The sequence below is a fragment of the Anaerobiospirillum thomasii genome (assembly GCF_900445255.1).
Lineage (GTDB): Bacteria > Pseudomonadota > Gammaproteobacteria > Enterobacterales > Succinivibrionaceae > Anaerobiospirillum_A > Anaerobiospirillum_A thomasii.
Map to the genome: position 1 here is coordinate 1 of NZ_UAPU01000005.1, position 22,355 is coordinate 22,355.

Genomic DNA, 22,355 nt, shown 5'->3' on the forward strand with positions numbered 1-22,355 from the left:
GTGGTTGCTGACCTCTTGCAAGCTCAATAGCGCTCTGTCCTTGTGGATTGAAAAAGGCCACGACAGAGAAGTAAGGCACGCCTTTTTGATTTGTTTGGATGAACGGCGCACGGCTACCTTTATCTGCTTCTGTATGAAGTTGGCAATAATGGTCAAGGAGGTGCGACCATCAGGAAGAGGTTTTGGCAGCTGCTTCACCTGGTCGTCAATGTATACCCTGCCGGTCTGATCAACAGAGCCAAGCAGATAGGCCAGGTTGGTTGTGTGGTGTGAGAACTCTGTCTGTGATAAATCAATGGACAGGTTCATACGGCCCTTTTTGCCATCTGCATCGGTGCACAGCAGGCCAAGGGAGATGACCTTGTGATTAGGGTCGTTCTGTCTAGCGCCTGCAATTGCATCAATAATCACAGCATCGTACACGCCTGAATTGTTGATGTATGGCAGACCGTCAAGAGATGCAAAAAACTTCTCGTCAGTTAAGGTCTGTACATTTCCTAGTTCAATCATGTTGTTTTACTCCTATTAAATTCAAAAATTAAAATGGTGGGTTGTCAGCATCAAGCACAGGCTCTTTAATCTCTTCAATGTGTGGGCCTTCTGCTTTGGCATTCATCTGAGACAGTACCTGTGGAGGTGGCACAAGTGAAGGTGGCTGAATGCTATCTGTTGTGCCTATTACCTTCTTGGTGGTGCGTGTCTTTTTAAGCGCATCTTTGACTGATTTGCTCTCCTTGGCAGGCTGGCCTTCTTTGTGCTCAGATGCTACAGGCAGGGCATCAAGATCTTCCATTTCCTCTCTTGAGGTGTAGCCACCGATAACATCAGGGAACACTTCATCAAGGAAACGGCCCAGGGCGCGAATTCTGATCATGTCAGCCATTTGTCTGCCCATTTGCCTTGTCCGAAAATGTTGCCGTTGGCGTCAATGGCCACAAGGTTGCGCAGCTGTGCGTCTGCTGTTGAATAGGTCACAGAGTGAGGTTCATTAGGTCTGTCTTTTCTGTAGCCTGAATAAGTCACACCATAGTAGCCAGGCTGCTGCTCTACCTTATAAGACCATGAGCCGTACTTGATGCAGATACCGGCCTTGGCTTTGACAAACATATCTACACGGCCGTTCGCTACATAGAAGGCTCTTAGGGCCATCTCAGGAGACAGGTCAAAACGCTGACCTGCAGCTATGATCAGAAAAACATCAACACTATGATCTACTGTATCGGTTGAGCGCAGTGCAGCAGGCACTAGTAAAGAAAAACTTAAATACTTGGCGTACTCTCTAGCATCATTGATGGTCTTAGGCAGTACATTAAAGCCATTTACCACCTTTCTGCCAGCCTCTTCCATTGCCATAGCTACAGAGGTATCAGACTCAACATGGCCAAAGTCATGGGCAAGAGTCTCAGCACTTGGCACCATTGGAGCAGGAGGCACAGGAACAGGAGGGGCAGAAGGGATAAAAGCATTTGACTGCATCATCTGCGGTGTCATCTGTGGCTGTGGCTGAAAGGCCTGCATAGGCTGAACCTGTGGGGCCTGCTGTGGCTGAAAGCTGTTAAAGCCATTAGAAGTGGGCTGTGCGCCCACAACGGTTGGTCTTGTATTGAAGTTTGATACGTTAAAATCTGCCATTTTTATATTCCTTTTTAATTAATTGCTTTTGTTCTTAAAACTCTGAAATTTGCGCCCTGAACTCTATAGCGGGCATATAGCTCTGGGTGCTCAATCTCTAAGAGATCTTTATTGATTGAGATTCTGCCCTTTTGAAGCTTGTAGGTAGCCAGGACGGCACCGTTTGCATCTTGAATGCCTTCGTTTTCTCCGATAGCTGTGACTATCTTCTCTTGCAGTGTGTCTGCCTGCTTTTCAAGTGCCTTTATTTGGTCCTTAATCTCTCTGTAGCTAATGACAGCGTTTTTAATGTCTGCATCTACCTGAGCATAGTCACTTGAGTGCTCTGCATTCTTTAGATCCTTGATAGTCTTTGGAGGCTCCTGATCTAGAAGAACATGCTTAACCCACCACTCATATGTGTTCCTATGGAGTTCAACAGCTACCTCTAGATCAAAGTCAATGGTATAGACACGATAGTCAGAGGTCTGCATTAGGACAGCAAGGTCACAGGTTCTGACACCGGTAAGGAGCATATACACGTGAACTTGTAAGATGTACTCCATAGGGACTTGAGAATCCTGCACGGCAAGCTTGCCATTTATGTACTTGTTGCCAGGGCCCCACAGCATGACGGTGTCTCCGTTGTCGTCTATCTCGTTAGTAGCTGTGTTGCGCCTTGTTGTTTTTATTTCTAAAATAGATACAGGTGAGTTTGGATTCTCCTTGGTTGTTACAATGCGATCAGGAGAGCCGAACAGCCAAAAACATGTGTTATCATTCAGAGTCGGACAGGTGTGTAGCATCATGCCTGTGCGCTCTGCGTATTCTTCTGCTATAACGTCCTCAAGTCTCTGACCCCAGTGTGTGGCATCATTGCCCTTGAAAGGCTCTGCACGTCCTGTCTTTTCAAGCCAAAGCTCATAAGGGCTCTTGTATTTGCTAAGGCCAAGGATTACAGCCACATCAGAGCCACCAAGACCGCACTGACGCTCTGCAAGCCATTTGTCATAGCCTGTAAGGCCTTTATCTGCGATCATTTGGTTGATTTTGGCTGTGCGCTTATCATGAATGTCGCCTGCCTGCTCATAGGTAAGACCCTCAATTATTGGTAAGTCAGTCATTAAAAAATCTCCAAAAAGTCAAACAGTGTTGCCACTGCAAAAAATAGAACTGTTGAAATAAGGGCAAACAAGAAAGCCTCTTTGTTCATTGATTCACTCATCCAGTGTTTAAATTCTTTGGTCATTGGATTTTTCTCTATCATCAATTTGTGCTAGTTCATCAATTAAGGCTTTGTATTCGTTGATAACAGCCTCTTTTTCTTTGTTGCTTAAAAGCGCCTTCACCTTTTCAATAACTATCCTGCGTCTTAGTTTTAAAGTTGAATTAGGGGCAAATGTTAATAATGTAGTGCTTTCGGTCATATATTTCCTCTTTATGATGAATTTGATCATATTATATGTTTAATATAGAAAAAATAAAGATATATATGAGTTATTTTAAATATTTTATGCAGATTTATTGCATATCTGTATGATAAATAGGGTAATTTTTATGCGACAAGTGTTTGCCATGGTGCATATTTGAAGAAGCAGGAGGGAATTGTAGGGAATTAGGGCAAAAAAAAGCCCCAGCAAGGGGGCTAAAAAAAAGACAATTAAAGTTTTTTAATGATGTTTGTGACTTTGCCTTCAATCTCTGTATCAGCGCGGACAGGAATTAAAGGGAATTGAGGGTTGTCAGATTTAAGATAATAACAGCCTGTTTCATATACAAGGCGCTTAATTACGTGCTCTTCATCTTCTACTCTTGCGCATACTATCTGATTGCGCAGATCCTGAGGATCTTTCTGTAAAGAGTCAACAATAACAAAGTCTCCATTGTTGATGGTTGGCTCCATGCTGTAGCCTGAAACCTGCACAATAAAGATGTGCTCATGAGTTGGAACAATGTCCGACAGAGTGCCTAGATCGTCAGGATAGCGATCTGTTGGAAAGCCAGCACTGGCAGTTCCTGCAACCTTTGGAGAGTTTAATTCAAAAAAATCTGGTGGCGTGTTTGTATATTCAAGCAGAGCGTCAACTTGTTGATCCGATGGTCTAGCTTGTCCATTCTCAATGCGAGATAGTCTAGATTGAGATATCTCCATGGCTGTGCAGAAGTTAGACTGTAAGAGCCCTGAGCTATGTCTTAAAAGCCTTATTTTTTGTCCCAATTCTTTATCACTTAAATGTGAGTATTTTGATCGTCGCTTCATTCTATTGTCCTCTCTTAATATGTAACTTTTAAAGTATAGGAAGAAAAGCGCATATATTCAATGTTTTTTATGGTCTCAAGCATATTTTTTATTGTTAGGTGAAGATTTTATATTTATTAAGTCATATAATATGCTAATATCAGTTATATTATATTTCTTTGGAGAGTATATATGCGTTCTTTTTCTATTTCTAAACGAGAATGTGAATTAATTCTGTTCTTTCAAGGGCTATCAAAAAATCAGTTTGTCTCAATAGATGATCTTTTATTTAAGTTCAAAATTTCAAGGCCTGCTCTTTTTCAAACATTAAGCAGGCTCAAGGATAAAGGAATAGCAGAATATGCGACACAAAGATCGGACGGTTCTCTCATTGTTTATCCAAAGGTAAAAATTATTGAGGTACAGTGATGGGGGCAGTTGATAATTTTAATGCTGAAACTTTTTTAATCCCTAACAGCTTAAAAGGCATATTTAAAAAATGTGGAGTCTCGGAGCTGTTAGCGTTATTCATTTTAGGTAAAGCTTGTCACATGGCAAAGAAAAAAGGGCACTGTGTCCTTTCGGATGCAAAAATTCAAGAGATGATCCCTTTTCCTCTGTATCGCACTCAAATTGCAAGAGCGCTTCAGGTGTTAAAAAGTGGAGATTTGATCAAAGTGTCTCGTACAGGTTTACACATGCACGGATCTAGAGTGATTACGCCTAACTGGGAACTTTTAGCCTGTAAGACCGATGACGTCAATGTACACAAGGCGTGTACAACTAGTTGTACTCATACAGATACATCTAGTCGTACACAAGATGTTACTTCTAGTTGTACACACTCTGACACCTCAATGTACACACAGTGTGACGTCAATGTACACAAGGCGTGTACAACTAATAACCTAAGAAACCTAAGAAACCTAAGAATATATATAGAAAGGTTTTTACTCAAATTTTATAAAAATAATTTAGACCAATTGTTCAAAGACAAGGATGTATTTCGTTGTGATTTGGCAGAGGCTAAAAAGACTATCCCTTTTGATGGTGGGCCTTATGAAGCTCTGACTGATTGGATTTATACAAATATCAAAGAGTGGGCCAGAGAGCTCTTATGTTGCAAGTACTTTTATCACGATCATGCAGGCAGGTGTGAATTTAATCTTGAGCCCGTGCTTGACTATGCTCTTGGTCATTACGACCCATCCAAGGGCGTTCACTTTCTTGATTACTTTCAAACAGTGATTCTTAATAACTGCAAAATCTTATTTAGAAAGTACAGAGACGGTGAGGATAACTACATTGAAACCTTTGGCAGACTCTTTGATCGCCTGATGTTGCAAAAGTGGCTGTTTCAGAAAGATGAAAAAATGAAACTTACACCTACATGGGCTGAGGCTCATTACTTTGCCTTTGATGATAAAGCTTTGAGAAAAATAAGACGCCACTGCCGTGAGGGCTATGACTTTAGCGGTTATGACATTATTGCCAAAAAGTACATAGGCACCAAAGAGCTAATCATCATTATCAATGCATGGTTTATACATTTCTGCCTGTATCGCTTCAGGTATCACAACGATATGCATGACACATGGAGAGATCTCTTTAAATTTACAAAAAACGAGGATGTCTTTCTCAATGCCTCAGATAAGGAAATGCTTGATTACTTTGCAAGTATATGGGGCGTCTTTAACAAAGCATATACGCAGTTTAAGCTGCCTGCCGTGACTTTAGATGAAACCTTGGATGCTATTTTTAAGGAGGGTGAATAATGAATTTTGATAAAGCACAGGTGGCAGAGCTTTTAAACTACTTTGAACCAAGTGAGCGTGATGAGTGGGTGGACGTCTTCCGTGCGCTGGGGAATGCCTTCCCTGGTGACGGTGATGTCTTTAACAGATGCGTCTCATGGGCATCAAAGAGTGATAAGCATGATGCAGCTGCTGCTAAACATGAGAAGAGTTTGTTTTATAAAGATAATCAGGGAATAGGGATAGGCGTGCTTATTAAAAAGGCGCAGGAGAGAGGTTTCTCAATGCGCCAGGGACAAGTATTCTCAAACAAATCAAAAGTGGATGATGCTGCTGTAGAGCTTAAGTCATCAGAAGCGACAGAGATGACACTCTATGACAGCATCAAAAACTTAAGCTCTTTGATTATAGCAAATTTGATTATGTATTGCACAGCCGAGGACAGAAGTAAATTCATCTCACGCTATAAAAACAGCATTAAAAAAATTCCTGTGGAACATGTGGGCATATTCAAGGCCCTGTATGAACATACCAAGACTCACAGCATCTTTGTCCTCAAAGAGTTTAGGCAGACCCTGCACAAGTTTAATGTGTCTGATGAGCTGTTTAAGGCTGTAACAAGCGCATCCTCTCCTGTGACCTTTGACACGCTGTGCGAACAGATGGAGCAGATGATAGACAAGGCATCAAGATTGCAGATTATCAATATATCAAAGGCCAATATCAAAGCAGCACTTGAGGGCAGTGCCTCAGATATGAAAGATCTAACCAATCAGGCCATGATGTGCCTTGGCTCCAATACAGGACTTAAAGAGCTCAAAGAAAGAGATGAGGTTTTAAAAAGCTGTAACTCTGCCCTTAATGATATAAGCGATCCTGATGTCTTTAACCACCTGTATATATCAACAGGCTATCAGAGCATTGATAATCAAGTCTATGGTTACAGACGTGGCGAGGTCTCCATATTGGCAGCACATACAGGTGTGGGTAAGACCTACTTTGGCATTGAGTCTGCCCTGCGTGCCATTGACAACAATAAGCGCGTTTTATTTTTCACCGCCGAGATGAGTGTGGATTCAATCGCACAGCGCCTTTTTATGGTCAAGATGAAAGTGACCGAGAAGATGGTTAAGGAGCACGGCTTTCCACATAAAGCTTTTAATGAGTTTAATCAGGCCTACGATCTGAACAACAATTTAAAAATCATCGGTGGGCGCTCAATGTCTATCAATGATATCAAGAGCAGTGTAGACAGTGCCAAGTTTATAGGCGATGTAGATCTGATTGTCATTGACTATCTGCAAATTATTGAAAACGACAGATATAAAAGGGGCGAGCAGTGGGAGCAGATTTCCGATGTTATGCGTCAGCTTGTAGCCCTGGCGCAGGATAGTGATACTGCCATTCTTGTTCTGACTCAGCTGACCAAGCCACAGTTTGACAAGGGCAAAAAGAAAAAAGAGCCGACCCTTTATGACATTGCAGGATCCTCGGGTGTTGTGCGTGATGTCGCTCTTGCCCTTATTCTGTTTAAGGATGATGAAAAGTCAAACTTTAAAATGGTGGTGGCCAAGTCACGCTATGCATCAACATCAGTGCATTTTGAGCTTACAAGAACCACAGGCGGTGGTTTTCATGTGCTTGATGGCTCTTATTCAAATTCTAAAATCTTTGATCAAAGTGTTGCCACAGTTAAGCCTTCAATTAGTGCTGATAATGTACTTGATGAGTTCACTCCACGAGATGAGGGCTATGAAATAGCGCCAGGTGTTGAGCCTAAGAGTGCTGATGATATGGATCTTGAGGTGGCTTATATGGTGGGGGATGGTGAATTATGATCTCAATGGAAGAGGCTGGGGTCACTGCTGCATCTTTGCCTTTGGCATTAAAGAACGTGGCGCAGGGGCTCTATTCTCGGGGCTTTGATGTTATTGGCTCACGAGGCAAGCTTCCAAACCTGCACAAGTGGAAGGGTGTTGATAGGGCGCAGCTGCTTGAGTGGTGTATGTTGAATTTGGACAACGGCAAAGCCAACAGTCTGACCTTAAGGCTTGATAATACACAGCTGTGTGCCTTTGATTTAGACTTTCCGAGCTCTGACTTTACCGATGATTTTATAAGACGCATCAATCGTGCCGACCTTGTACCTCAGCTGTTCACGACCTCAGGCAAAAAGGGCTGTAAGATTTTCTTTAGGGCGCCTTTTGAGGTTAAGCAAGAGCTGCCTCTTCACCTTGGCCCCTCTGTTGTATGTGATGATGGCAGGAAGTTTGACCTTGAGATTAAAAAAGACTTGAGCGTTGTCTTTGGCGCCTATCCAGAGCATGAGAAGCTTTACAGTGAATATCCTGATACCACATTTATCGTCCAAGTCTCACCTTCTGATTTACCTGAGCTAGATGCAGATAAGATAACCCGCATCAAGGTAGCCTACTGCAATACGATACAGGAGCATGCGCTAAAGGGAGCGCTTGTATTCAACTATGGCTTTAATGACGCTGTGCAGAAGGTTAAGGCTGTAATCGCTTATGATGTGCTACACAACCATAACAGGATTTACTCTTTTCTCATTGATGTGGGCGATGAGATTATCCTGCGTGCCCTATGTGACTTCTATGATGGGCAAACAATCAGACGATTACCACAGACAGCGCAGGCACAGCCCTTGGTGCAAGCAGTTAAAGAGATGCAGCAGGTTAAAGACATGGAAGTCATGCAGCTGCACGCCCTGGCCTTTGAACAGATTTACGAACCGTACAAATTACACCTTATGGGCGTGCTGGCGTCCAAGGGAATTAATACAACTATGCAGAGCAGTGTTATAGAACTATATGAGCGATATTTTATAGAGCGTACCTGCGAGCGATATAAGGAGTACCTATGCTAATACTTCAGCTGACCATGCCACCGTCACTAAATCAGAAGCTTGGCAATATCAAGCATAAGACAGCATGGAATGATTGGAAGTACAGAGAGCGCAAAAGAATTTTAAAGCAGCTGCCTGAGGGGTTTGAGCCTTTTAGCTGTGATGTCTATCTTTACATTGATTTTTATTTTCCTGACAATGCCCGCAGAGACTTAGACAATTACCTTAAAGCCTTGCAGGACACATTGACCTTGGCAGGGGTGTGGAATGATGATAGCCAAGTCTGTGACCTCATTGTAAAAAGGCAGGGAGTGCTGCCACCTGGATCATGTACTCTTGCGATATGGCCAAAGTCAGAGAGTGATCCTTTGGCTGATTGGATTTTATAAAATACGTTATATAATTGCATTATAGAAACATGGAGATATAAAATGCCAGGATTGATTGTAGCTATGTTTAGCCTGTTTTCATTGGCTATTGTTTTAGGTGTTATTGCCTATTTGTTGTATAAAGATTCAAAGAAACTTTAGTTTTAAAATGCCGGGTATATTTGCTTTATTTTTTATTACAGCGTGTTTTGCATTTGCTGTATTTTTAATTATCAAAGCTTTAATAAATTTTTAGTCCGTATTTAAGGGCAGACAATGCGCTACATGACAATTGCAGATGTAAGAGACATAGCCAGAGTGAAAGACTGCAATGGCAGACATACAGAGTTTAGGCACCTGTTGAGTCAGTATGCTATATGGTCCCGTATTGGCCTTGATAACCCTAAGTATGTGACCTTCCTTGGAATCAAGGGCAGTGAGGGTGAGATAGCAGAGGGGAAGCGCAATGTTTTATATATTACAGATGAGATAGGGTTGTTTATTGATAACAAAGTCAGCATTGTGCGCTTTCATGATGAGCTTGGCTATAAGCTCTTTAAAGAAATATACATCAATAATTACAACATAGAAGATTTAACATCGCTGTCATATATGCGCAAAGCTTTTAAGCGTGAAGGTTATTATCTTGAAGATCGCAATGCATCAGAATTATTGGCTCTGTTTATTGAAAAAATAAGGCAGCGTTGTGTTGCTTAGGCAAGGGTCAAAATTGCAAAAAATAAGAACTTTGCATAAAAGATGCATAAAAGATGCATAAATTATCTATATTTTTTCAACGCTATTTTTAATTAAATTTCTTTAAATATCAATAATTTAATTCATAGATGATAAACCTTATCAATTTTATTTTATAGCGCTATTGCGCATGTGTACGTAAAAGGGTATATTGACAACATGGTCCCCGCGTCGCGTTGCGCCCGTAGGGAATTTGAAAAAATTTTATAACTTATGCATTAAACTCCAAGCTGTGATCCAAAGTCACGGCTTTTTTTTTGTTTCTGGAGGTCCAAAATGGAAAGGTTCTACATATGGGCCGCCGAGCACTCCGTTGAAGTCTATACAACCTTCGGCCTTTTTGCTGCATGGGCTGTCAAAGGATATAGGGATTACACCTCAGGCGAGAAAAAGCCACGCTTTGAAAGGGCTATATCTAATTTCATGTGCGCCCTGCTGCTTCTTGTCTTTGTCGTGCCCGCATTAGAATACTTTGACATCAAGCCTGAGCTGATACCATTCATAGGCGCAGCCTTTGGCGCTATGGGTACAGAGTCTATCATCATGCTGACCTCTAAAGTCTTTCACACTGTCATCTCTCAAAGAGTACCGGTTATGAGCCAGACCGTAGCTGAGGATATAAAAATTAAAAGTCAGACAGCACAGCAGAGGACGCCAGGCACATCCGGCAAAATGAATTCAAGCACAGGAGGATATCAGGTGCCTGAACCTCCTATGCCACTTGATAAGAGGAACTGATGGAGAATGTTAACCTATTAAAGCCGTCAATCAATTTAGCAAGATTTCAGACATATTTTTACAAAGTATCAAGAACAGCCTTTACCGACCCTGCTGATAACGTTCTAAAAATCGGACTTAATCACACCAACCAAGATATTGAGCCTTTCACTCAGAATAGCACCTGGGACGATAAAAAGATCTTCAAAGTTTGGAGAGCTGACCTTTACTACGAGTGCTTTAGGCTTGGCAAGTGGCTGCAGGGGTATAAGGTAGAGCAAAGGCACTATGATGCATTGATCGATCTTTTAACTGATGATGTCTTTAAACTTGCTGATTTTAGGCCTCATAGCCTGATTGAGCTTATCAAGTATGGCTCTTTTGATGCAGCTGCTGATCAATTTCTGCGCTGGGTCGTAGACTTAGAAGGGCAGGTGTCAATGAAACATATTAAGAGGGCCTTTGCACGGCGAGCATACTTTAAGGGTGAAGATTATCTGCCCTTTACCTTTGCCAAGGTCAGCCCATTGAACATTGAAACCCTTAACGATGCTATTGAGCGCGAGGGTTACTGTGCCATTGAGAATGAGAATACAGGACTTCAACTAGTGAGATTAGCCTAAATGGAATATTTGCTTACATGCCTTGGCTCAGCTTGTGTCATTGGCTTTTTAAGTTATTTGTTTAATTTTTAAAAGGGAAAATAGTATGAAGGCATCAAGTGCATGCATTTCTTTGATTAAAGAATTTGAAGGATTAAGAACAAGGGCCTATAAGTGCCCCGCAGGAGTGTGGACCATTGGATATGGTCATACCGGCCCAGATGTGAAAGAAGGCAATGTGATCACTCAAGAGGCAGCTAATGAGCTGTTGAAGATTGACCTTGAGCGTTTTGAGCAGGGTGTCTCTGTCCTTTTACAGCAGAAAAACATTGAAGTCAATCAGAATCAATTTGATGCCCTTGTGAGCTTTGCCTATAACCTTGGCATCGGTAATCTTGCATCAAGCACGCTTTTAAGAAAGCTTGGCCTAAATGATATCCAAGGCGCAGCTGATGAATTTCCAAGATGGAACAAGAGTCTGGGGCAGGTGTTGAAAGGTCTGACCTTACGCCGAGAAGCTGAAAGGGCTTTATTTTTAAGCTAAAGGCATCGTAAAATATCATCAACAAATTGAGGTTGGTGTTTTATGGATGTTTATATAAATCTGATATATGCGGTGTTAGGCGCTACATTTTTCTTTTTTTATAGAACCATATGCCTAAATGCCTCATTAAAGCATCAGAAGCTTGCCTCTGCATATCTTGATAAGATCCTTGACTCTGATGTTGATGATAAGTTTAAAGACTTTGTGTACTGGGAGTATAAAACTATACCTTCATTAAGATCTTTAATTCTTATCCCTGTTTTTTTACCAATTTCAGTTTTTGTAAAAGGTAAGGGATCATCAGAGATAAAAGACCATCCTATGCTTAAAGATATAGAGCATAAGACTTATATTTATAATCTGTATAAGACTGCCGTCCAAAGAAGACCGGTTTTAATGATAACTGTTTTAATTGTGAGCATGCTTTTATTAACAATGGCCTTATTGCTCTCAATAATTCCTTTTATATTTACAGATAAATCAAGAACATTTTTTGATAGTATCCGATACATATCTGCTTTTAAATATTTAGGTTAGGCTTTAGGTTAGTGCAATATCTGTAATACAGATTAAAGAAAGAGACCTTCACAAAAATGGAGGTCTTTTTTTATGGGTACAAAATATGGCCAAAAAAATAGGCACCCTATTGAGGTGCCTTAATCATTATATACAGTAGGCTAATTATAACATGATTTTTAAGGTAGATATAAAACAATTTAAGGAATTATCTATGCTGTTTAGAGGTGCTTTTTGGAGTGGCTGTTATAAGGTAGCGATCTTATTAACGATCCTTAGCGTGCCTTTTGCTATTGTATGTTTAGGCATAAGTTTTATTAAATAAAAATAGGCACCCATAGAAGGTGCCTTAACATACGTTGATTTTGATTGATTATATCATATGTTTAATGAGATTTATAAATTGCCACCATGGTTAATATGCGTGGTGTTGGCTTTTATTGGATTGTTGAAAATGAAAAACGATAACACCCTTGATAGAAAATATAAAATTATTGCCTTTTGGACAATAGAAGCCTTTTTTCTAATAACTATGCTTGTGATGGTTAAAGAATTATTATTTTAAAAACGCTTTTATTTACTTAGTGTTATTTATGGAAGAGATGACAGTTTTAGGAACAGCATTAGTCATGAGCATTATGTTTGCTTTATGGGCGTGTGGAATTGCATCAATCGTTTATGTGCTAAAGTCATTTAAAATTTTAAAGTAATTACTTTATAGCTTAAATTTACACTATAAAAAGATAAATATTTAACGCTTTTCCGATATAAATATGGTATAATAATATCAGAAGTTAAGGGATTGGCCCTTAATATAAATCGGAGGCTAAGTGAAATATGCCGAACTTAAACGATACTTAAGAAAGAAAGGCGCCATCTTGGTACGAAATGGTGGAAATCATGAAATATGGGGCTTAAACGGAAACATAACCCAGGTTTCAAGACACAACCAACAGGAAGTACCCTCAGGCACCTTAAGAAAGATCCTATCAGATCTAAATCTTAAGTAAAGTAAGGCCCTCTCATGGGGGCCTGTTTGGCAGTCACTAGATTAATATGAATATATCTGATTTTTTAAAATATCCTGCACGTATTGAGCATGACGCCGACACAAATACCTATGCCGTATTTGTTAGATATGAAGGTGGTCAATGGGCTACAAGTGGTGAAACTTATGAAGAGGCTTTAGATATGGCCTTTAGTGTTATATATGACAGTGCCGAATATCTTGCAGGAAAGGAGCCAATCCCATCAAGTGGTAGCCATGAAGATGGAGATGTTGATATTTGCGTGCCATATGATCTAGCCTTAAAGTTTATGCTTAGAAATGCAATGCTAGAAGAGCGATGGAGACTCTCGGATGTGGCAAAAAAGTTAGGTTATTCTCCACAAAAAGTGGCACGCTTTTTAAATTTTGATAGAGCCACCAAATTAGAAAGTTTAGGTGAAATATTTGAGCTTATTGGTAGACCTCTTTCAATAGAATGCTGATGTCTTGAGAGCATCCATATGGGTGCTTTTAACAAAAGGATTGCATTTGAAATATCTCAATATATAATTAAGAATAAAGAATAAACGAGTTGGTGGCCTTAAAATGAACAAAAACACTAAGATTTATAAACCTGTTTTACAAGAACAGCTTTCTGCATCAGAATTCATAAAAACAATGAAAGAGAATGGCTCAAATATCAAATCATCTCGTTTCATTCCTCCTGTTATTGGTAAAGTAGGTGACTTTGGTAGTTTTGAAGTTTCATATAAGACTATGGTGCTTAAATAAATGCAATCCATAAAATCTAATGATTTAAATGATAGAGACTTGACTATCATAAAAGAGTTGGTTGAGTGCCAAAAACTAGAGGTTAAGAATAAGGCAGAAGAGCTGATAGTTCAAAAAAGAAGCCTTGAGATGCAGCATGAGCTTGCAAAGGCATCAATTGATGCACAGTTACAAGCAAATGTAAAAAACTCAGATACAAAGATCGCGTTAAACAACTCCAAATATAAATTTTATGCCTTTATTACATTATTAATTTCAGCGGTAATAATTGTGTCTCTTGTTCTTGAAAAAGATGATATTGTTAAAGAGATAATAAAAGCAATAGTTATGATTGGATGTGGATATATAGCAGGTGTTGGTAGAACTAGACTTTTACAAAACACAAAACAAAACGATCAAGACTAACAATAAAAAAATGAAGATGGCACCCACATGGGTGCTTTTTTATTGTCTGAAAAAATTAAACCCCTAGTTGAGTTGGGAGCTCCTAGGGGTTTTAAATTGTAAACACAGGAGATAATTATATCACATGTTTAATAGACATGAGATTTTTTTAAAGCTTTATGAGGCGTTTATGCAAGATGTCTAGTCTCTACCCTATAAACAAACTCAAAAATATAAAAGACAATAAGCCGACATCACTTAAAACCATGGTCTTACACCTTTAGGTGTCTGGGGTCTGGGGCGAAGCCCCAGAAAAAATATTTTTGATTGCGCCGCTGTCTATGCCAAATGAGTATGGGGGGGGTGAATCCACCCCCATCTGTCAGACGTACCTAATCTTCCGCCCCTTCAAAGGATAAAATCCATCAAATCTGCCATTGTTACCTCATAGCCTCATGAAACGCCAGATTGATGGGGGTTAAATCACCCCCACTCATCATTGGACTTATGTGGCATTTCAGTATGGCATTTCTGTTATCCTTTATTTTACTTAAGTAGTCATATTATTATCATTTTTTGAGGCTGATTTTGCATGTTTTTGATGCTAGATTTTGCATGTAACTGCTTGATATATAAGGAAATATATAGAAAAAATAAAGGTTTTTTACACCTGTTGTATGGTATAATTAGAGCATAGTTTTAAAGGGATTATGTCATGTCAAAAGCAGTAGAGCAAGAGCTCAAACTTCAGATACAACTTCTTCAAAAAGAGCTTGAAAAAACCAAGCAGAAAAATAAAGAGCAGGAGTTGCAGATCCAGCAGATGAATCAGGAATACCACATACTGAAAAATGACATTCCTAGATACCTAATGATTAACAGAGCCTCTGTCCACGCTCTTGTCAAGCAACTTGCTGTTGTTGCTCCTGCACATGTGTACGACAGAATCTGTGGTGTCAGCGATAACTCTGAGCTTTTAATTGAGCTTTTCCAAATCTTATGTGAGCTGGTGACAAGCAATGCAGAATTAAAAGAATTTTTATTTGCACATAAGTTCTTTGCTGTTCCTAAAATCAAACCAACTGCCTCCAGCTCTGCATCAGGAGATGATGTAAAAGCAAATGTGGCCTCTACAGGAGATATGCATGCCAATGCTGCCGATGGAGATGAGTATTCTGATTCATTACCTGCAAAAGAGCAGATACATGAGCAGGTTGAGTCTGAAAAGGCTAAAGGTCTTGCTATATCTAAAAAGATTATGGATACCAAAAACTCTATCGTTAATGGTATTAATAGATTTAATAAGCTTGTTAATAGCAATAATGAGCTTGCCTCTGCCATGTCCAGGGAGCATAAGACACCTTGCCCACCTGCAAGGAGTGGTAAGAGCAATGGCAAACAAAAGAGCAAAGCCAGCAACCTAAATACAGTTGAAGACAAGAGCGCAAAATCTGTTGAGGAGATTTTAAAAGATCGTATCTGTCCTAACTGTGGCTCGACCAATATTGAGGTTATCAATAAAGACGCCTCAGAGATTTTAGACAGTCTGGCCGCCACTGGTTTTGTAGATAAGAATAATGGTGTGTATAAGATAGTAACCCCTGTGGTGAAAGCTGAATGCAAGACCTGTGGCTTTATTGATACCATATACACAGGAGCACTGCCTTTGCTACCAGGTCGCTCTATTAGCATGAATGTAATAACTCTCATGGCCCTTATGATGTCTATGGGTTTTGCTGTCAACAGCTTTAAAAAGGCCTTTGTCAAAGGTATGCAGCTTGGAAACAGTACTTTATACTCCAGCCTTATTACATTCTCATATCTGCTCATTCCGCTTGAAAAGGCTATTACACAGGAGCTGTGCAAGTGTAATACTCTGCAATTTGATGAGACCAAGTTTACCCATGTTATAAAAGGTAAAGGCGCTACCACTGAATATGTGCCTATAGCCTGCAGCTCTCTACCTGATGCTCCACTTATTCTTTTTGGTCCGTCAGGTTCACGCTCTAAAACAAAGGATTTTATACAGCAGTTCATAGGTTGTGACTCTGCATTATCCGGCATTACTACAGATGCATTTGCCACATATGGTACATTTGCTCAGGATAACAATATCAGACATCAGTCCTGTCTTGGTCATCTTATGACCAAGATAAGACGCAGTATTGAGCTTTATTACAACACTGCTGCATGTAAAGCTATTGATATTGACAGTGTCTTTGAAAATATAGAAAAGAATGGCTATGACCTGCAGGATGAAAACCAGGCTATGCTGGTACTGCACATTATTTATGGCAAACTCAAACAGGTGTTTGATGTAGAAAAATGTGCCTACAATGAATATATACAGACTAAAGATCAGGGCTCTGATTATTCCTCTATAAGACAGCGCTACCGTAATGCATACAGTAAAGAGCTGATGCAGGATGTGAATACACTCTTTACCAGTCTTGCCACAGTCTATGCAGTAAAGAAAAAGAAACGCTATGAAAAGGCTCAGCGTATCAGCAATGTTTCTACACCTGTGGTGTATTTTATGAACAATGCCCAGGAGTTTAATGCTTTTATCGAGCATGGCATGCTTGATACTACAAGCATGGAGGCTGAGCATTGTGCTAAATCTGTAGCAGCAGCCCGTAATGCCAAACTCTTTATTCATTCCCATGACAGTGGTGTTGCTATCAGCAGAATACTCAGTTGTGTGCATACTATAAACCGCTGTGGTATATCTGATCCAATAAAATTTCTGCAGAATGTGGCATCTTATGTCATGATTCAGGGAGTTACTAAAGCTCGTGTAGCTGCATTTAATGCCAGAGAGCTTAAATCGAACCCGAAAAGCAATAGAGATGACTACAACAAACCTGAGCTCTATGCTGATATTGAGTTGCCAGCGCATCTGATACCGTGGCTGAGCCCTGAATGTGCAGCGCGCACATTTGAGCTTAAGACAGAATAGAGCATAGGCAGCTGTTGCTACCTCGAGGTAGTAACAGCACCAACACCTCGATTAAAGAGACAGGCCAGCTCCTCTCGGCTTAGAGTGAATACTGCTTTGCCATTTTCTATTCTGACCATAGGATATTTGGCCCTGTCCTCATCGAGTGCTGCCTCAAGCATCATCATCTGCCCCTGTCTGTAGTGCAGAGCTCTAAGGGCATTGCCATGTCTGTTGCGAAATATGACATAGCAGTCTTTATCCCTTATATTGATGCCAAGCAGAGCTGATGAATATGAGCTTAAAGATCTCATCCTCATACGCCAGTCTACAGGCGCAGAGCAATAATATATTTCCCCAGTTTCAAAAAATCTCATTTCAGTAACCCTCCGGTGCGCATCATAGTTACCACGTCACAAAAAAGTGAGGCTCCATCTTTATTTTTAATCCTAAAATCAAAAGATCCTATGCTTATCTCAAGAGATGCATCTGCTGTACTCTTATTAGTGCCTAGAGGGGCAGATTTAGAATCGCAGCATGCAATATAGCCATCCGATCCTGAACTCTCAGATGTAGCTGTAGTAATAACTGGCAGCCTGTTTTTTGGTTTCTTTATCATGTAGCTGTTAAAGTCTGAGTTATCTATAACAGTTACAGCCTGCGCCTTATTAATCTCATCCATATCTACTCCAAGATAAATACTAATGTACTCTTTTATAGCCTGCTCAAACTCTACAGGTCCTAGCAGACCTGCATACACAGCATCAGTTGTTTTAATAATGAACTCCTCATGCCTGTAATAGAGTTTATCCATCCAGGTTGGAGCCTTACCTACAGTGAAGAGCTTTTGATCTCTTAGATAGTTATAGAAACGGACTCTGACTATACGTTGCTTATTTCTCATGCATGAGACGCAGTACTCTATAAAGCGATGAAGAATAAAATATAGACAGTCTGGTCTTTTGCTGGTAGAACATCTGGTTTTAATTGTCATAAGTAACCCTCGCTTAATTATGTGCTTATAGTCTGCACCAATCAGCTTGGGTATTAAATAGAAGTTATAGGAAGGGAAAAGATCCTGAGTGGTGCACAGGATCAAAGCAAGATAAAAATTTGTTTATAGGGTAGAGACGATGTCTATATTAGATGGGGCGTAAGACTGGCTGTATATATTGCTTGTTTATACTGTTTGGCTATTACTGTTGAAAGATGGATCAAGATATTTATATAAAATTAAACCCCTAGTTGAGCTGTAACTCCTAGGGGTTTCTATTAGGCTAATAGAGGATATTATATTGCATGTTTGATAATTTATCAATATCAATTAAAGGGTTAAAAGGGTTTATGAAAATGCTACTGTTTACTGAAAAGATAACAGCAAGAGCGTGGATCTTTTTTATTGTGTTATGTCTTTGTATTGTTGGCTTAACCACGTCCTTTATGCTTTGGCTTACTTCGGATTTAATTATATCTTTGGTAAAAAATTAAACCCCTAGTTGGATTGGCGTCCCTAGGGGTTTTTACATGTGATATAGGAGACATTTTAATTGGAATTTGATGTTTCTGCAAGTGAATTGATAACATCAATAGCTTGCCTAATTTTGGTGATACTTAAGAATATGAAAGGTTTGGCTGAAAAAATAACACAATTATCACTAGCAGGCATAGCAGTAATATTATTTTTTTATTGTTTATTGTTGCTAATAGAAAAGATAATTCGCATTTTTTAATAAAGCAATTAAAGGAGATATTTATGCTCTTTGAAAAGTCGCCATTATTTCAAAAAATACTAATGTGTGCCCTTATTTCAGTGATATTTGGTTTTAGTGCGATTTTGTTTTCAATAGCCTATTCTTTGGCGTTTAGATAGTTGGATGCTCTATGCTTGGCTTTATTGTTTCAAACAGCAAATTCATAGCCGTGGCTCTTTTAGCTGTGGGCGCCTATTTTATGGGCTACAGCGTGGCATCGGATAAATATAAGCTTGAAATAAAAGAGCTTGAAATTAAACTTTTAAAAGAGACCATAGCACAGCAGGATAAAGCAATAGAGACCACCAAGGCTGTGACCTTTGGCATTAACGAGATACAGACCAATGCGCAAAAAGATATTGATGACATTAACAGCTCTTATGAGCATGTGCTTGACAGCGTGCTCAACGACAACGACAGTGCCAGCAAGCAAGTGCAGCTGCCCGACCCTGCCACCACTGCCGATAGAGCTTCAGGCTCCTGCACCTGTCCACCACCTAGAAAGAACACACAAAGCCTTAAGGAGCTTGTAGGTATTGGCAGAGACTGCGATCTGATATCGGAAAAATATAATAGACTTCTAAAGATATACACAGAGGCGCAGAAGGCTGGCATGTAGGCTATAATTACTACATCATGTCAGAGGGCTTAAACATGTCAGAGAAAAGAGCAGAGACAAATAAACTTATTGATCGCGGTGTTGAGTTTTGGAAGTTTTATTCTCAGTCCATGTATCCTTATCAGGCTAATACGACAAAAACATATTTATGGCTGAGTGTTACTATAATTACTGCCCTTGTAGCTGTTTATGTTGAATTTCTAAAAGATCCGCAGATAGCAGAGCTGTATTTATATATGCAGGGGCTCATTTACAGCTTGTATTTAATATCATGCTTCAGCTCTGTTATTTCTTTGACCTTAGGGGTTTTATGTCTGTCATCGTTATGGATAGGCAAGGCTCATGTTGGGCCTTATGGTGTTGGAAAAACATCATGGATGTTGGACTATCTTGATGAGGGTGTTGATTCAGAGAGTTATCTAACTAATTTAAGAAAATTTGCTGAATGGGTAGACTATTCAATTATGTCATTTTCATATGTTATACAAAGAAGGGCGGGTTATTTAAGGGCACAGAGTATCTGCACCCTTATATCCATTTTTACAGGTATTGCCTGCGTGTTTTTATATTTCATTCAAGGGGTGTAAATGATGCTATGGTTTGTAGTTTTATTTTTGCTGATTATATACCCCATTCTTGACGATTAAAATAAAAATAATTTAATAAAAAACATTAAAAAAGCTTTACAAAGTATTTAATATTTATTATAATAGTCTCATGAAGTTAAGGGATGGGCTCTTAACACTAACATGGAGACTTATGAAACTTTCAGAATTCTTAAAACTCATCAAAAAGCATGGTGCAGAATTTGACCATCACGGAAAAAGGCACGATGTTTGGAGATTGGGAGATAAGGAAACAGAAGTTCCAAGGCATAGCAAAGAGTTAAAAAATGGAACAGTTAACAAGATGCTAAAAGACCTTGGAATAAAAAAATAAAAACAAGCCCTCGCAAGGGGGCTTTTCTGAAAGTTTAAAGTATACAGCTATGAATATCAATGATTATTTAATATACGGTTTTAAATTTGAGCAGGAAGATCTTGGTTTCTCTGTGTTGCCTGGCGAGGAATTGCACTACGGAGCAACCCAAGGTGATTCTTATGATGAGGCATATGATATGGCTCAGTGGTTTGTAAGGGATGTGGCTGACTCTAGGTTTAGAGATATGGACTTTATGCCAAAAGCCTTACCTCTTACTGAAGGCATGGTTGCTGTGAATATTGGCGTGGATAGTGCTCTTAAAATTATGTTGCGCAATGTTATGGTAGAGACCAGAACCAAGCAGGTAAAACTTGCCAAATTGATGAATATCAAACCTCAGGCAGTAACCAACATTTTGACCTTTGACAAGGGCACTAAAATAGAGACCTTATATCATGCCTTTGCTGTGATGGGGAAACCTTTGCAAATAGGGTGTTAATTATATATAAAAATATTTGCAATAATACATAAAATTATGTATAATAAACCCATAAGTTAAGGGATAGGCTCTTAACAAGAATATGAGGTTTGAGTGAATGCTTTAAAATTAAAGAAACTTATAAAACAGAACGGTGCTACGTTCTATCAACAAGGTGCAAACCATGAGCTGTGGTTATCAAAAAGTGGAAAAATAATTCCAATTCCTAGGCACCGAGAGATAAACGAAAACACCGCGAAGGGAATTATAAAACAGTCCCTGCTATAAGTTAAGCCCCTAAATATGGGGCTTTTAAAGCACACAAATAAAAATATGGATATATCGGATTACTTAACATACCCTGCAATAATCAAAGAAAATGACGGCATCTTTTTAGTTGAAATTAAAAATGATGGCTCATGTTCTAAATGCTTTGATACTTTTTATACCGAGGGAGTAAGCCTAGAAAACGCAATTGCAATGGCTCAAGACTGCATTTTAACAATGGTAGATGGGCTTATCAAAGAGCGCGAGATGGTGCCAGGTGGGAAGGTTGATCTACAGAATAAAACACACCTAATTACACTGAAATATCATCAGGCAATAAAAATAATGTTACGTAATCTGATGATTCAGGAGCGATATAGGCCTGTAGATATTTGTAAAAAATTAAATATATCATCTCAGAAGTTAAATCAGATATTAGATCTTTATAAAAGTACCAATATAGACGATTTGGCTATGTGTTTTGACTGCATAAATAAGCCTCTAAAAATAGGGTGTTAGAATGAAAAGAGATTGGATACTAATCAAGGAAATGCTGTTGGCATTAGAAGAAGATCGGTTTTCAGAGTATTTAAACACTATAGAGCTTCCTAATTCAGTGGCCATGAACTGCAAGACAAAGGAAGCCTTGGAAAGAGCTAAATATATTCAGGCTAAAAATATACGGGAACATATAGATCTTCTTAAAGAAAGCCACATAATTGTAGATGTAAAAACCGATACAGAAAATATAAATTTTGGATTACGTCTGACAATGGAAGGGCATGACTTGCTTGACTCTATCAGAGATAAAGCCATATGGAACAAAGTTGTGTCCATGGCTCAAGAGGCTGGCGTGGCGCTGTCGTGGGAAGTCATAAAGGCGGCCATACCTAAGGCAATCCAATCAATTCTATAAGTCTCCATAGCACAGAGCCCTCAAATGAGGGCTTTTATTTTGCTTCAATATTGTGCATATATTTATTATGTGTATTAATATAGTGCATTTATAGAGCGTCTTAACTACAAAAATCATCATATTGTTCCACAATAGTGCATACAATATCGCAGATGCTCTATAAATGTGCTATAAAATAGTACAAAATAATTCCACAATATAGAATATTAAAAATGTCAAGTAAATAAAATCCTTGTATTTCAATGGCTTGGGTCCTTCTGCACTGTTTTGGTGATGCGGATGCACAAGCCCCCGAAATATCGCTCTAGGGTCATTCAAAAAAGTATGC

30 protein-coding genes are annotated in these 22,355 nt (G+C 39.4%); 22 read left to right on the forward strand and 8 right to left on the reverse strand.

Annotation, left to right across the window (positions count from 1 at the left end):
• From DRZ93_RS00295 to DRZ93_RS00320, 6 genes are all read right to left on the reverse strand, one after another.
• Positions 1-510: hypothetical protein (locus DRZ93_RS00295; protein WP_146741072.1), on the reverse strand; the 510-nt coding region annotated here is incomplete at its 3' end.
• A gap of 28 nt (positions 511-538) precedes the next feature.
• A complete protein-coding gene (locus DRZ93_RS00300) occupies positions 539-883 on the reverse strand; it encodes a hypothetical protein (RefSeq protein WP_113745453.1) in 345 nt (114 codons plus the stop codon).
• Positions 871-1,632, reverse strand: coding sequence for a hypothetical protein (locus DRZ93_RS00305; RefSeq protein WP_113745454.1), 762 nt, complete (start codon positions 1,630-1,632; stop codon positions 871-873). The genes DRZ93_RS00300 and DRZ93_RS00305 overlap by 13 nt, the downstream gene beginning before the upstream one ends.
• Positions 1,633-1,646: 14 nt before the next feature.
• Positions 1,647-2,735, reverse strand: a complete 1,089-nt coding sequence (locus tag DRZ93_RS00310; protein ID WP_113744183.1) for a YqaJ viral recombinase family nuclease — start codon at positions 2,733-2,735, stop codon at positions 1,647-1,649.
• A gap of 108 nt (positions 2,736-2,843) precedes the next feature.
• Positions 2,844-3,038 (reverse strand): hypothetical protein, encoded by a 195-nt coding sequence (locus tag DRZ93_RS00315; RefSeq protein ID WP_113745455.1) that lies wholly within the window; start codon positions 3,036-3,038, stop codon positions 2,844-2,846.
• A gap of 233 nt (positions 3,039-3,271) precedes the next feature.
• Entirely contained in the window at positions 3,272-3,871 is a 600-nt protein-coding gene (locus DRZ93_RS00320) for a LexA family protein (RefSeq protein WP_113745456.1), read from the reverse strand.
• Positions 3,872-4,042: 171 nt separating this feature from the next.
• Between DRZ93_RS00320 and DRZ93_RS00325 the strand changes: the two genes are divergently transcribed.
• The 15 genes from DRZ93_RS00325 to DRZ93_RS00395 all read left to right on the forward strand — a co-directional run bounded on the left by DRZ93_RS00325 (position 4,043) and on the right by DRZ93_RS00395 (position 17,096).
• The gene (locus DRZ93_RS00325; protein WP_113745457.1) at positions 4,043-4,279 is read left to right on the forward strand and encodes a MarR family transcriptional regulator; all 237 of its coding nucleotides are present in this window, start codon (positions 4,043-4,045) and stop codon (positions 4,277-4,279) included.
• 269 nt (positions 4,280-4,548) lie between these two features.
• A complete protein-coding gene (locus DRZ93_RS00330) occupies positions 4,549-5,625 on the forward strand; it encodes a hypothetical protein (RefSeq protein WP_146741073.1) in 1,077 nt (358 codons plus the stop codon).
• Positions 5,625-7,442: a DnaB-like helicase C-terminal domain-containing protein gene (locus DRZ93_RS00335; RefSeq protein ID WP_113745459.1), complete on the forward strand. Its 1,818-nt coding sequence runs from the start codon at positions 5,625-5,627 to the stop codon at positions 7,440-7,442. Before DRZ93_RS00330 ends, DRZ93_RS00335 begins: the two co-directional genes overlap by 1 nt.
• Positions 7,439-8,491, forward strand: a complete 1,053-nt coding sequence (locus tag DRZ93_RS00340; RefSeq protein ID WP_113745460.1) for a bifunctional DNA primase/polymerase — start codon at positions 7,439-7,441, stop codon at positions 8,489-8,491. Before DRZ93_RS00335 ends, DRZ93_RS00340 begins: the two co-directional genes overlap by 4 nt.
• Positions 8,485-8,859: a RusA family crossover junction endodeoxyribonuclease gene (locus tag DRZ93_RS00345; protein ID WP_113744190.1), complete on the forward strand. Its 375-nt coding sequence runs from the start codon at positions 8,485-8,487 to the stop codon at positions 8,857-8,859. Before DRZ93_RS00340 ends, DRZ93_RS00345 begins: the two co-directional genes overlap by 7 nt.
• A gap of 255 nt (positions 8,860-9,114) precedes the next feature.
• The gene (locus DRZ93_RS00350) at positions 9,115-9,555 is read left to right on the forward strand and encodes a hypothetical protein (protein WP_113744192.1); all 441 of its coding nucleotides are present in this window, start codon (positions 9,115-9,117) and stop codon (positions 9,553-9,555) included.
• Positions 9,556-9,870: 315 nt separating this feature from the next.
• Positions 9,871-10,332, forward strand: coding sequence for a phage holin family protein (locus tag DRZ93_RS00355; RefSeq protein ID WP_113745461.1), 462 nt, complete (start codon positions 9,871-9,873; stop codon positions 10,330-10,332).
• Positions 10,332-10,934: a lysozyme family protein gene (locus DRZ93_RS00360; protein WP_113745462.1), complete on the forward strand. Its 603-nt coding sequence runs from the start codon at positions 10,332-10,334 to the stop codon at positions 10,932-10,934. Before DRZ93_RS00355 ends, DRZ93_RS00360 begins: the two co-directional genes overlap by 1 nt.
• A gap of 85 nt (positions 10,935-11,019) precedes the next feature.
• Entirely contained in the window at positions 11,020-11,457 is a 438-nt protein-coding gene (locus DRZ93_RS00365; protein WP_113745463.1) for a lysozyme, read from the forward strand.
• 42 nt (positions 11,458-11,499) lie between these two features.
• Complete coding sequence (locus DRZ93_RS00370; protein WP_113745464.1) at positions 11,500-11,994, forward strand: hypothetical protein; 495 nt, start codon at positions 11,500-11,502, stop codon at positions 11,992-11,994.
• An 809-nt stretch (positions 11,995-12,803) separates the two neighbouring features.
• Positions 12,804-12,983, forward strand: coding sequence for a type II toxin-antitoxin system HicA family toxin (locus tag DRZ93_RS13955; protein ID WP_113745465.1), 180 nt, complete (start codon positions 12,804-12,806; stop codon positions 12,981-12,983).
• A 46-nt stretch (positions 12,984-13,029) separates the two neighbouring features.
• Positions 13,030-13,464, forward strand: a complete 435-nt coding sequence (locus DRZ93_RS00380; protein ID WP_113745466.1) for a type II toxin-antitoxin system HicB family antitoxin — start codon at positions 13,030-13,032, stop codon at positions 13,462-13,464.
• Between the two features lie 103 nt (positions 13,465-13,567).
• Positions 13,568-13,753 carry a hypothetical protein gene (locus tag DRZ93_RS00385; protein WP_113745467.1) on the forward strand — a complete coding sequence of 62 codons (186 nt, stop codon included), beginning with the start codon at positions 13,568-13,570 and terminating at the stop codon, positions 13,751-13,753.
• A complete protein-coding gene (locus tag DRZ93_RS00390) occupies positions 13,754-14,158 on the forward strand; it encodes a hypothetical protein (protein ID WP_113745468.1) in 405 nt (134 codons plus the stop codon).
• 694 nt (positions 14,159-14,852) lie between these two features.
• The gene (locus tag DRZ93_RS00395; protein WP_113745469.1) at positions 14,853-17,096 is read left to right on the forward strand and encodes an IS66 family transposase; all 2,244 of its coding nucleotides are present in this window, start codon (positions 14,853-14,855) and stop codon (positions 17,094-17,096) included.
• Positions 17,097-17,113: 17 nt separating this feature from the next.
• On the opposite strand, the gene tnpB is transcribed toward DRZ93_RS00395, so the two are convergent.
• Both tnpB and DRZ93_RS00405 read right to left on the reverse strand, forming a co-directional pair.
• Positions 17,114-17,452, reverse strand: coding sequence for an IS66 family insertion sequence element accessory protein TnpB (gene tnpB, locus DRZ93_RS00400; protein WP_113744302.1), 339 nt, complete (start codon positions 17,450-17,452; stop codon positions 17,114-17,116).
• Complete coding sequence (locus DRZ93_RS00405; protein WP_113744016.1) at positions 17,449-18,069, reverse strand: hypothetical protein; 621 nt, start codon at positions 18,067-18,069, stop codon at positions 17,449-17,451. Before DRZ93_RS00405 ends, tnpB begins: the two co-directional genes overlap by 4 nt.
• A gap of 887 nt (positions 18,070-18,956) precedes the next feature.
• Here DRZ93_RS00405 and DRZ93_RS00415 point away from each other — a divergent pair.
• The 7 genes from DRZ93_RS00415 (at position 18,957) to DRZ93_RS00445 (ending at position 22,027) form a co-directional block, all read left to right on the forward strand.
• The gene (locus tag DRZ93_RS00415) at positions 18,957-19,445 is read left to right on the forward strand and encodes a lysis system spanin subunit (RefSeq protein WP_113745471.1); all 489 of its coding nucleotides are present in this window, start codon (positions 18,957-18,959) and stop codon (positions 19,443-19,445) included.
• Between the two features lie 35 nt (positions 19,446-19,480).
• Positions 19,481-20,032: a hypothetical protein gene (locus DRZ93_RS00420; RefSeq protein ID WP_146741074.1), complete on the forward strand. Its 552-nt coding sequence runs from the start codon at positions 19,481-19,483 to the stop codon at positions 20,030-20,032.
• A 172-nt stretch (positions 20,033-20,204) separates the two neighbouring features.
• Complete coding sequence (locus tag DRZ93_RS00425) at positions 20,205-20,384, forward strand: type II toxin-antitoxin system HicA family toxin (RefSeq protein WP_113745473.1); 180 nt, start codon at positions 20,205-20,207, stop codon at positions 20,382-20,384.
• A gap of 49 nt (positions 20,385-20,433) precedes the next feature.
• Positions 20,434-20,865 (forward strand): hypothetical protein, encoded by a 432-nt coding sequence (locus DRZ93_RS00430; protein WP_113745474.1) that lies wholly within the window; start codon positions 20,434-20,436, stop codon positions 20,863-20,865.
• A gap of 93 nt (positions 20,866-20,958) precedes the next feature.
• Positions 20,959-21,132 (forward strand): type II toxin-antitoxin system HicA family toxin, encoded by a 174-nt coding sequence (locus tag DRZ93_RS13960; protein ID WP_113744205.1) that lies wholly within the window; start codon positions 20,959-20,961, stop codon positions 21,130-21,132.
• Positions 21,133-21,177: 45 nt separating this feature from the next.
• A complete protein-coding gene (locus DRZ93_RS00440; protein WP_146741075.1) occupies positions 21,178-21,630 on the forward strand; it encodes a hypothetical protein in 453 nt (150 codons plus the stop codon).
• A 1-nt stretch (position 21,631) separates the two neighbouring features.
• Positions 21,632-22,027: a DUF2513 domain-containing protein gene (locus DRZ93_RS00445; RefSeq protein WP_113744207.1), complete on the forward strand. Its 396-nt coding sequence runs from the start codon at positions 21,632-21,634 to the stop codon at positions 22,025-22,027.
• The last annotated feature ends 328 nt before the right edge of the window (positions 22,028-22,355 follow it).

Excerpts from the sequence above, each read along its gene's own strand:
- DRZ93_RS00430 (WP_113745474.1), top strand. The coding sequence starts at position 20,434 with ATGAATATCAATGATTATTTAATATACGGTTTTAAATTTGAGCAGGAA.
- DRZ93_RS00405 (WP_113744016.1), bottom strand. The coding sequence starts at position 18,069 with ATGACAATTAAAACCAGATGTTCTACCAGCAAAAGACCAGACTGTCTA.
- DRZ93_RS00360 (WP_113745462.1), top strand. The coding sequence starts at position 10,332 with ATGGAGAATGTTAACCTATTAAAGCCGTCAATCAATTTAGCAAGATTT.
- DRZ93_RS00310 (WP_113744183.1), bottom strand. The coding sequence starts at position 2,735 with ATGACTGACTTACCAATAATTGAGGGTCTTACCTATGAGCAGGCAGGC.
- DRZ93_RS00370 (WP_113745464.1), top strand. The coding sequence starts at position 11,500 with ATGGATGTTTATATAAATCTGATATATGCGGTGTTAGGCGCTACATTT.
- DRZ93_RS00420 (WP_146741074.1), top strand. The coding sequence starts at position 19,481 with ATGTCAGAGAAAAGAGCAGAGACAAATAAACTTATTGATCGCGGTGTT.
- DRZ93_RS00365 (WP_113745463.1), top strand. The coding sequence starts at position 11,020 with ATGAAGGCATCAAGTGCATGCATTTCTTTGATTAAAGAATTTGAAGGA.
- DRZ93_RS00345 (WP_113744190.1), top strand. The coding sequence starts at position 8,485 with ATGCTAATACTTCAGCTGACCATGCCACCGTCACTAAATCAGAAGCTT.
- DRZ93_RS00300 (WP_113745453.1), bottom strand. The coding sequence starts at position 883 with ATGGCTGACATGATCAGAATTCGCGCCCTGGGCCGTTTCCTTGATGAA.
- DRZ93_RS00415 (WP_113745471.1), top strand. The coding sequence starts at position 18,957 with ATGCTTGGCTTTATTGTTTCAAACAGCAAATTCATAGCCGTGGCTCTT.
- DRZ93_RS00335 (WP_113745459.1), top strand. The coding sequence starts at position 5,625 with ATGAATTTTGATAAAGCACAGGTGGCAGAGCTTTTAAACTACTTTGAA.
- DRZ93_RS00330 (WP_146741073.1), top strand. The coding sequence starts at position 4,549 with ATGCACGGATCTAGAGTGATTACGCCTAACTGGGAACTTTTAGCCTGT.
- DRZ93_RS00355 (WP_113745461.1), top strand. The coding sequence starts at position 9,871 with ATGGAAAGGTTCTACATATGGGCCGCCGAGCACTCCGTTGAAGTCTAT.
- DRZ93_RS00395 (WP_113745469.1), top strand. The coding sequence starts at position 14,853 with ATGTCAAAAGCAGTAGAGCAAGAGCTCAAACTTCAGATACAACTTCTT.
- DRZ93_RS00390 (WP_113745468.1), top strand. The coding sequence starts at position 13,754 with ATGCAATCCATAAAATCTAATGATTTAAATGATAGAGACTTGACTATC.
- DRZ93_RS00315 (WP_113745455.1), bottom strand. The coding sequence starts at position 3,038 with ATGACCGAAAGCACTACATTATTAACATTTGCCCCTAATTCAACTTTA.
- DRZ93_RS00385 (WP_113745467.1), top strand. The coding sequence starts at position 13,568 with ATGAACAAAAACACTAAGATTTATAAACCTGTTTTACAAGAACAGCTT.
- tnpB (WP_113744302.1), bottom strand. The coding sequence starts at position 17,452 with ATGAGATTTTTTGAAACTGGGGAAATATATTATTGCTCTGCGCCTGTA.
- DRZ93_RS00320 (WP_113745456.1), bottom strand. The coding sequence starts at position 3,871 with ATGAAGCGACGATCAAAATACTCACATTTAAGTGATAAAGAATTGGGA.
- DRZ93_RS00350 (WP_113744192.1), top strand. The coding sequence starts at position 9,115 with ATGCGCTACATGACAATTGCAGATGTAAGAGACATAGCCAGAGTGAAA.
- DRZ93_RS00380 (WP_113745466.1), top strand. The coding sequence starts at position 13,030 with ATGAATATATCTGATTTTTTAAAATATCCTGCACGTATTGAGCATGAC.
- DRZ93_RS00440 (WP_146741075.1), top strand. The coding sequence starts at position 21,178 with ATGGATATATCGGATTACTTAACATACCCTGCAATAATCAAAGAAAAT.
- DRZ93_RS00325 (WP_113745457.1), top strand. The coding sequence starts at position 4,043 with ATGCGTTCTTTTTCTATTTCTAAACGAGAATGTGAATTAATTCTGTTC.
- DRZ93_RS00425 (WP_113745473.1), top strand. The coding sequence starts at position 20,205 with ATGAAACTTTCAGAATTCTTAAAACTCATCAAAAAGCATGGTGCAGAA.
- DRZ93_RS00340 (WP_113745460.1), top strand. The coding sequence starts at position 7,439 with ATGATCTCAATGGAAGAGGCTGGGGTCACTGCTGCATCTTTGCCTTTG.
- DRZ93_RS00445 (WP_113744207.1), top strand. The coding sequence starts at position 21,632 with ATGAAAAGAGATTGGATACTAATCAAGGAAATGCTGTTGGCATTAGAA.
- DRZ93_RS00305 (WP_113745454.1), bottom strand. The coding sequence starts at position 1,632 with ATGGCAGATTTTAACGTATCAAACTTCAATACAAGACCAACCGTTGTG.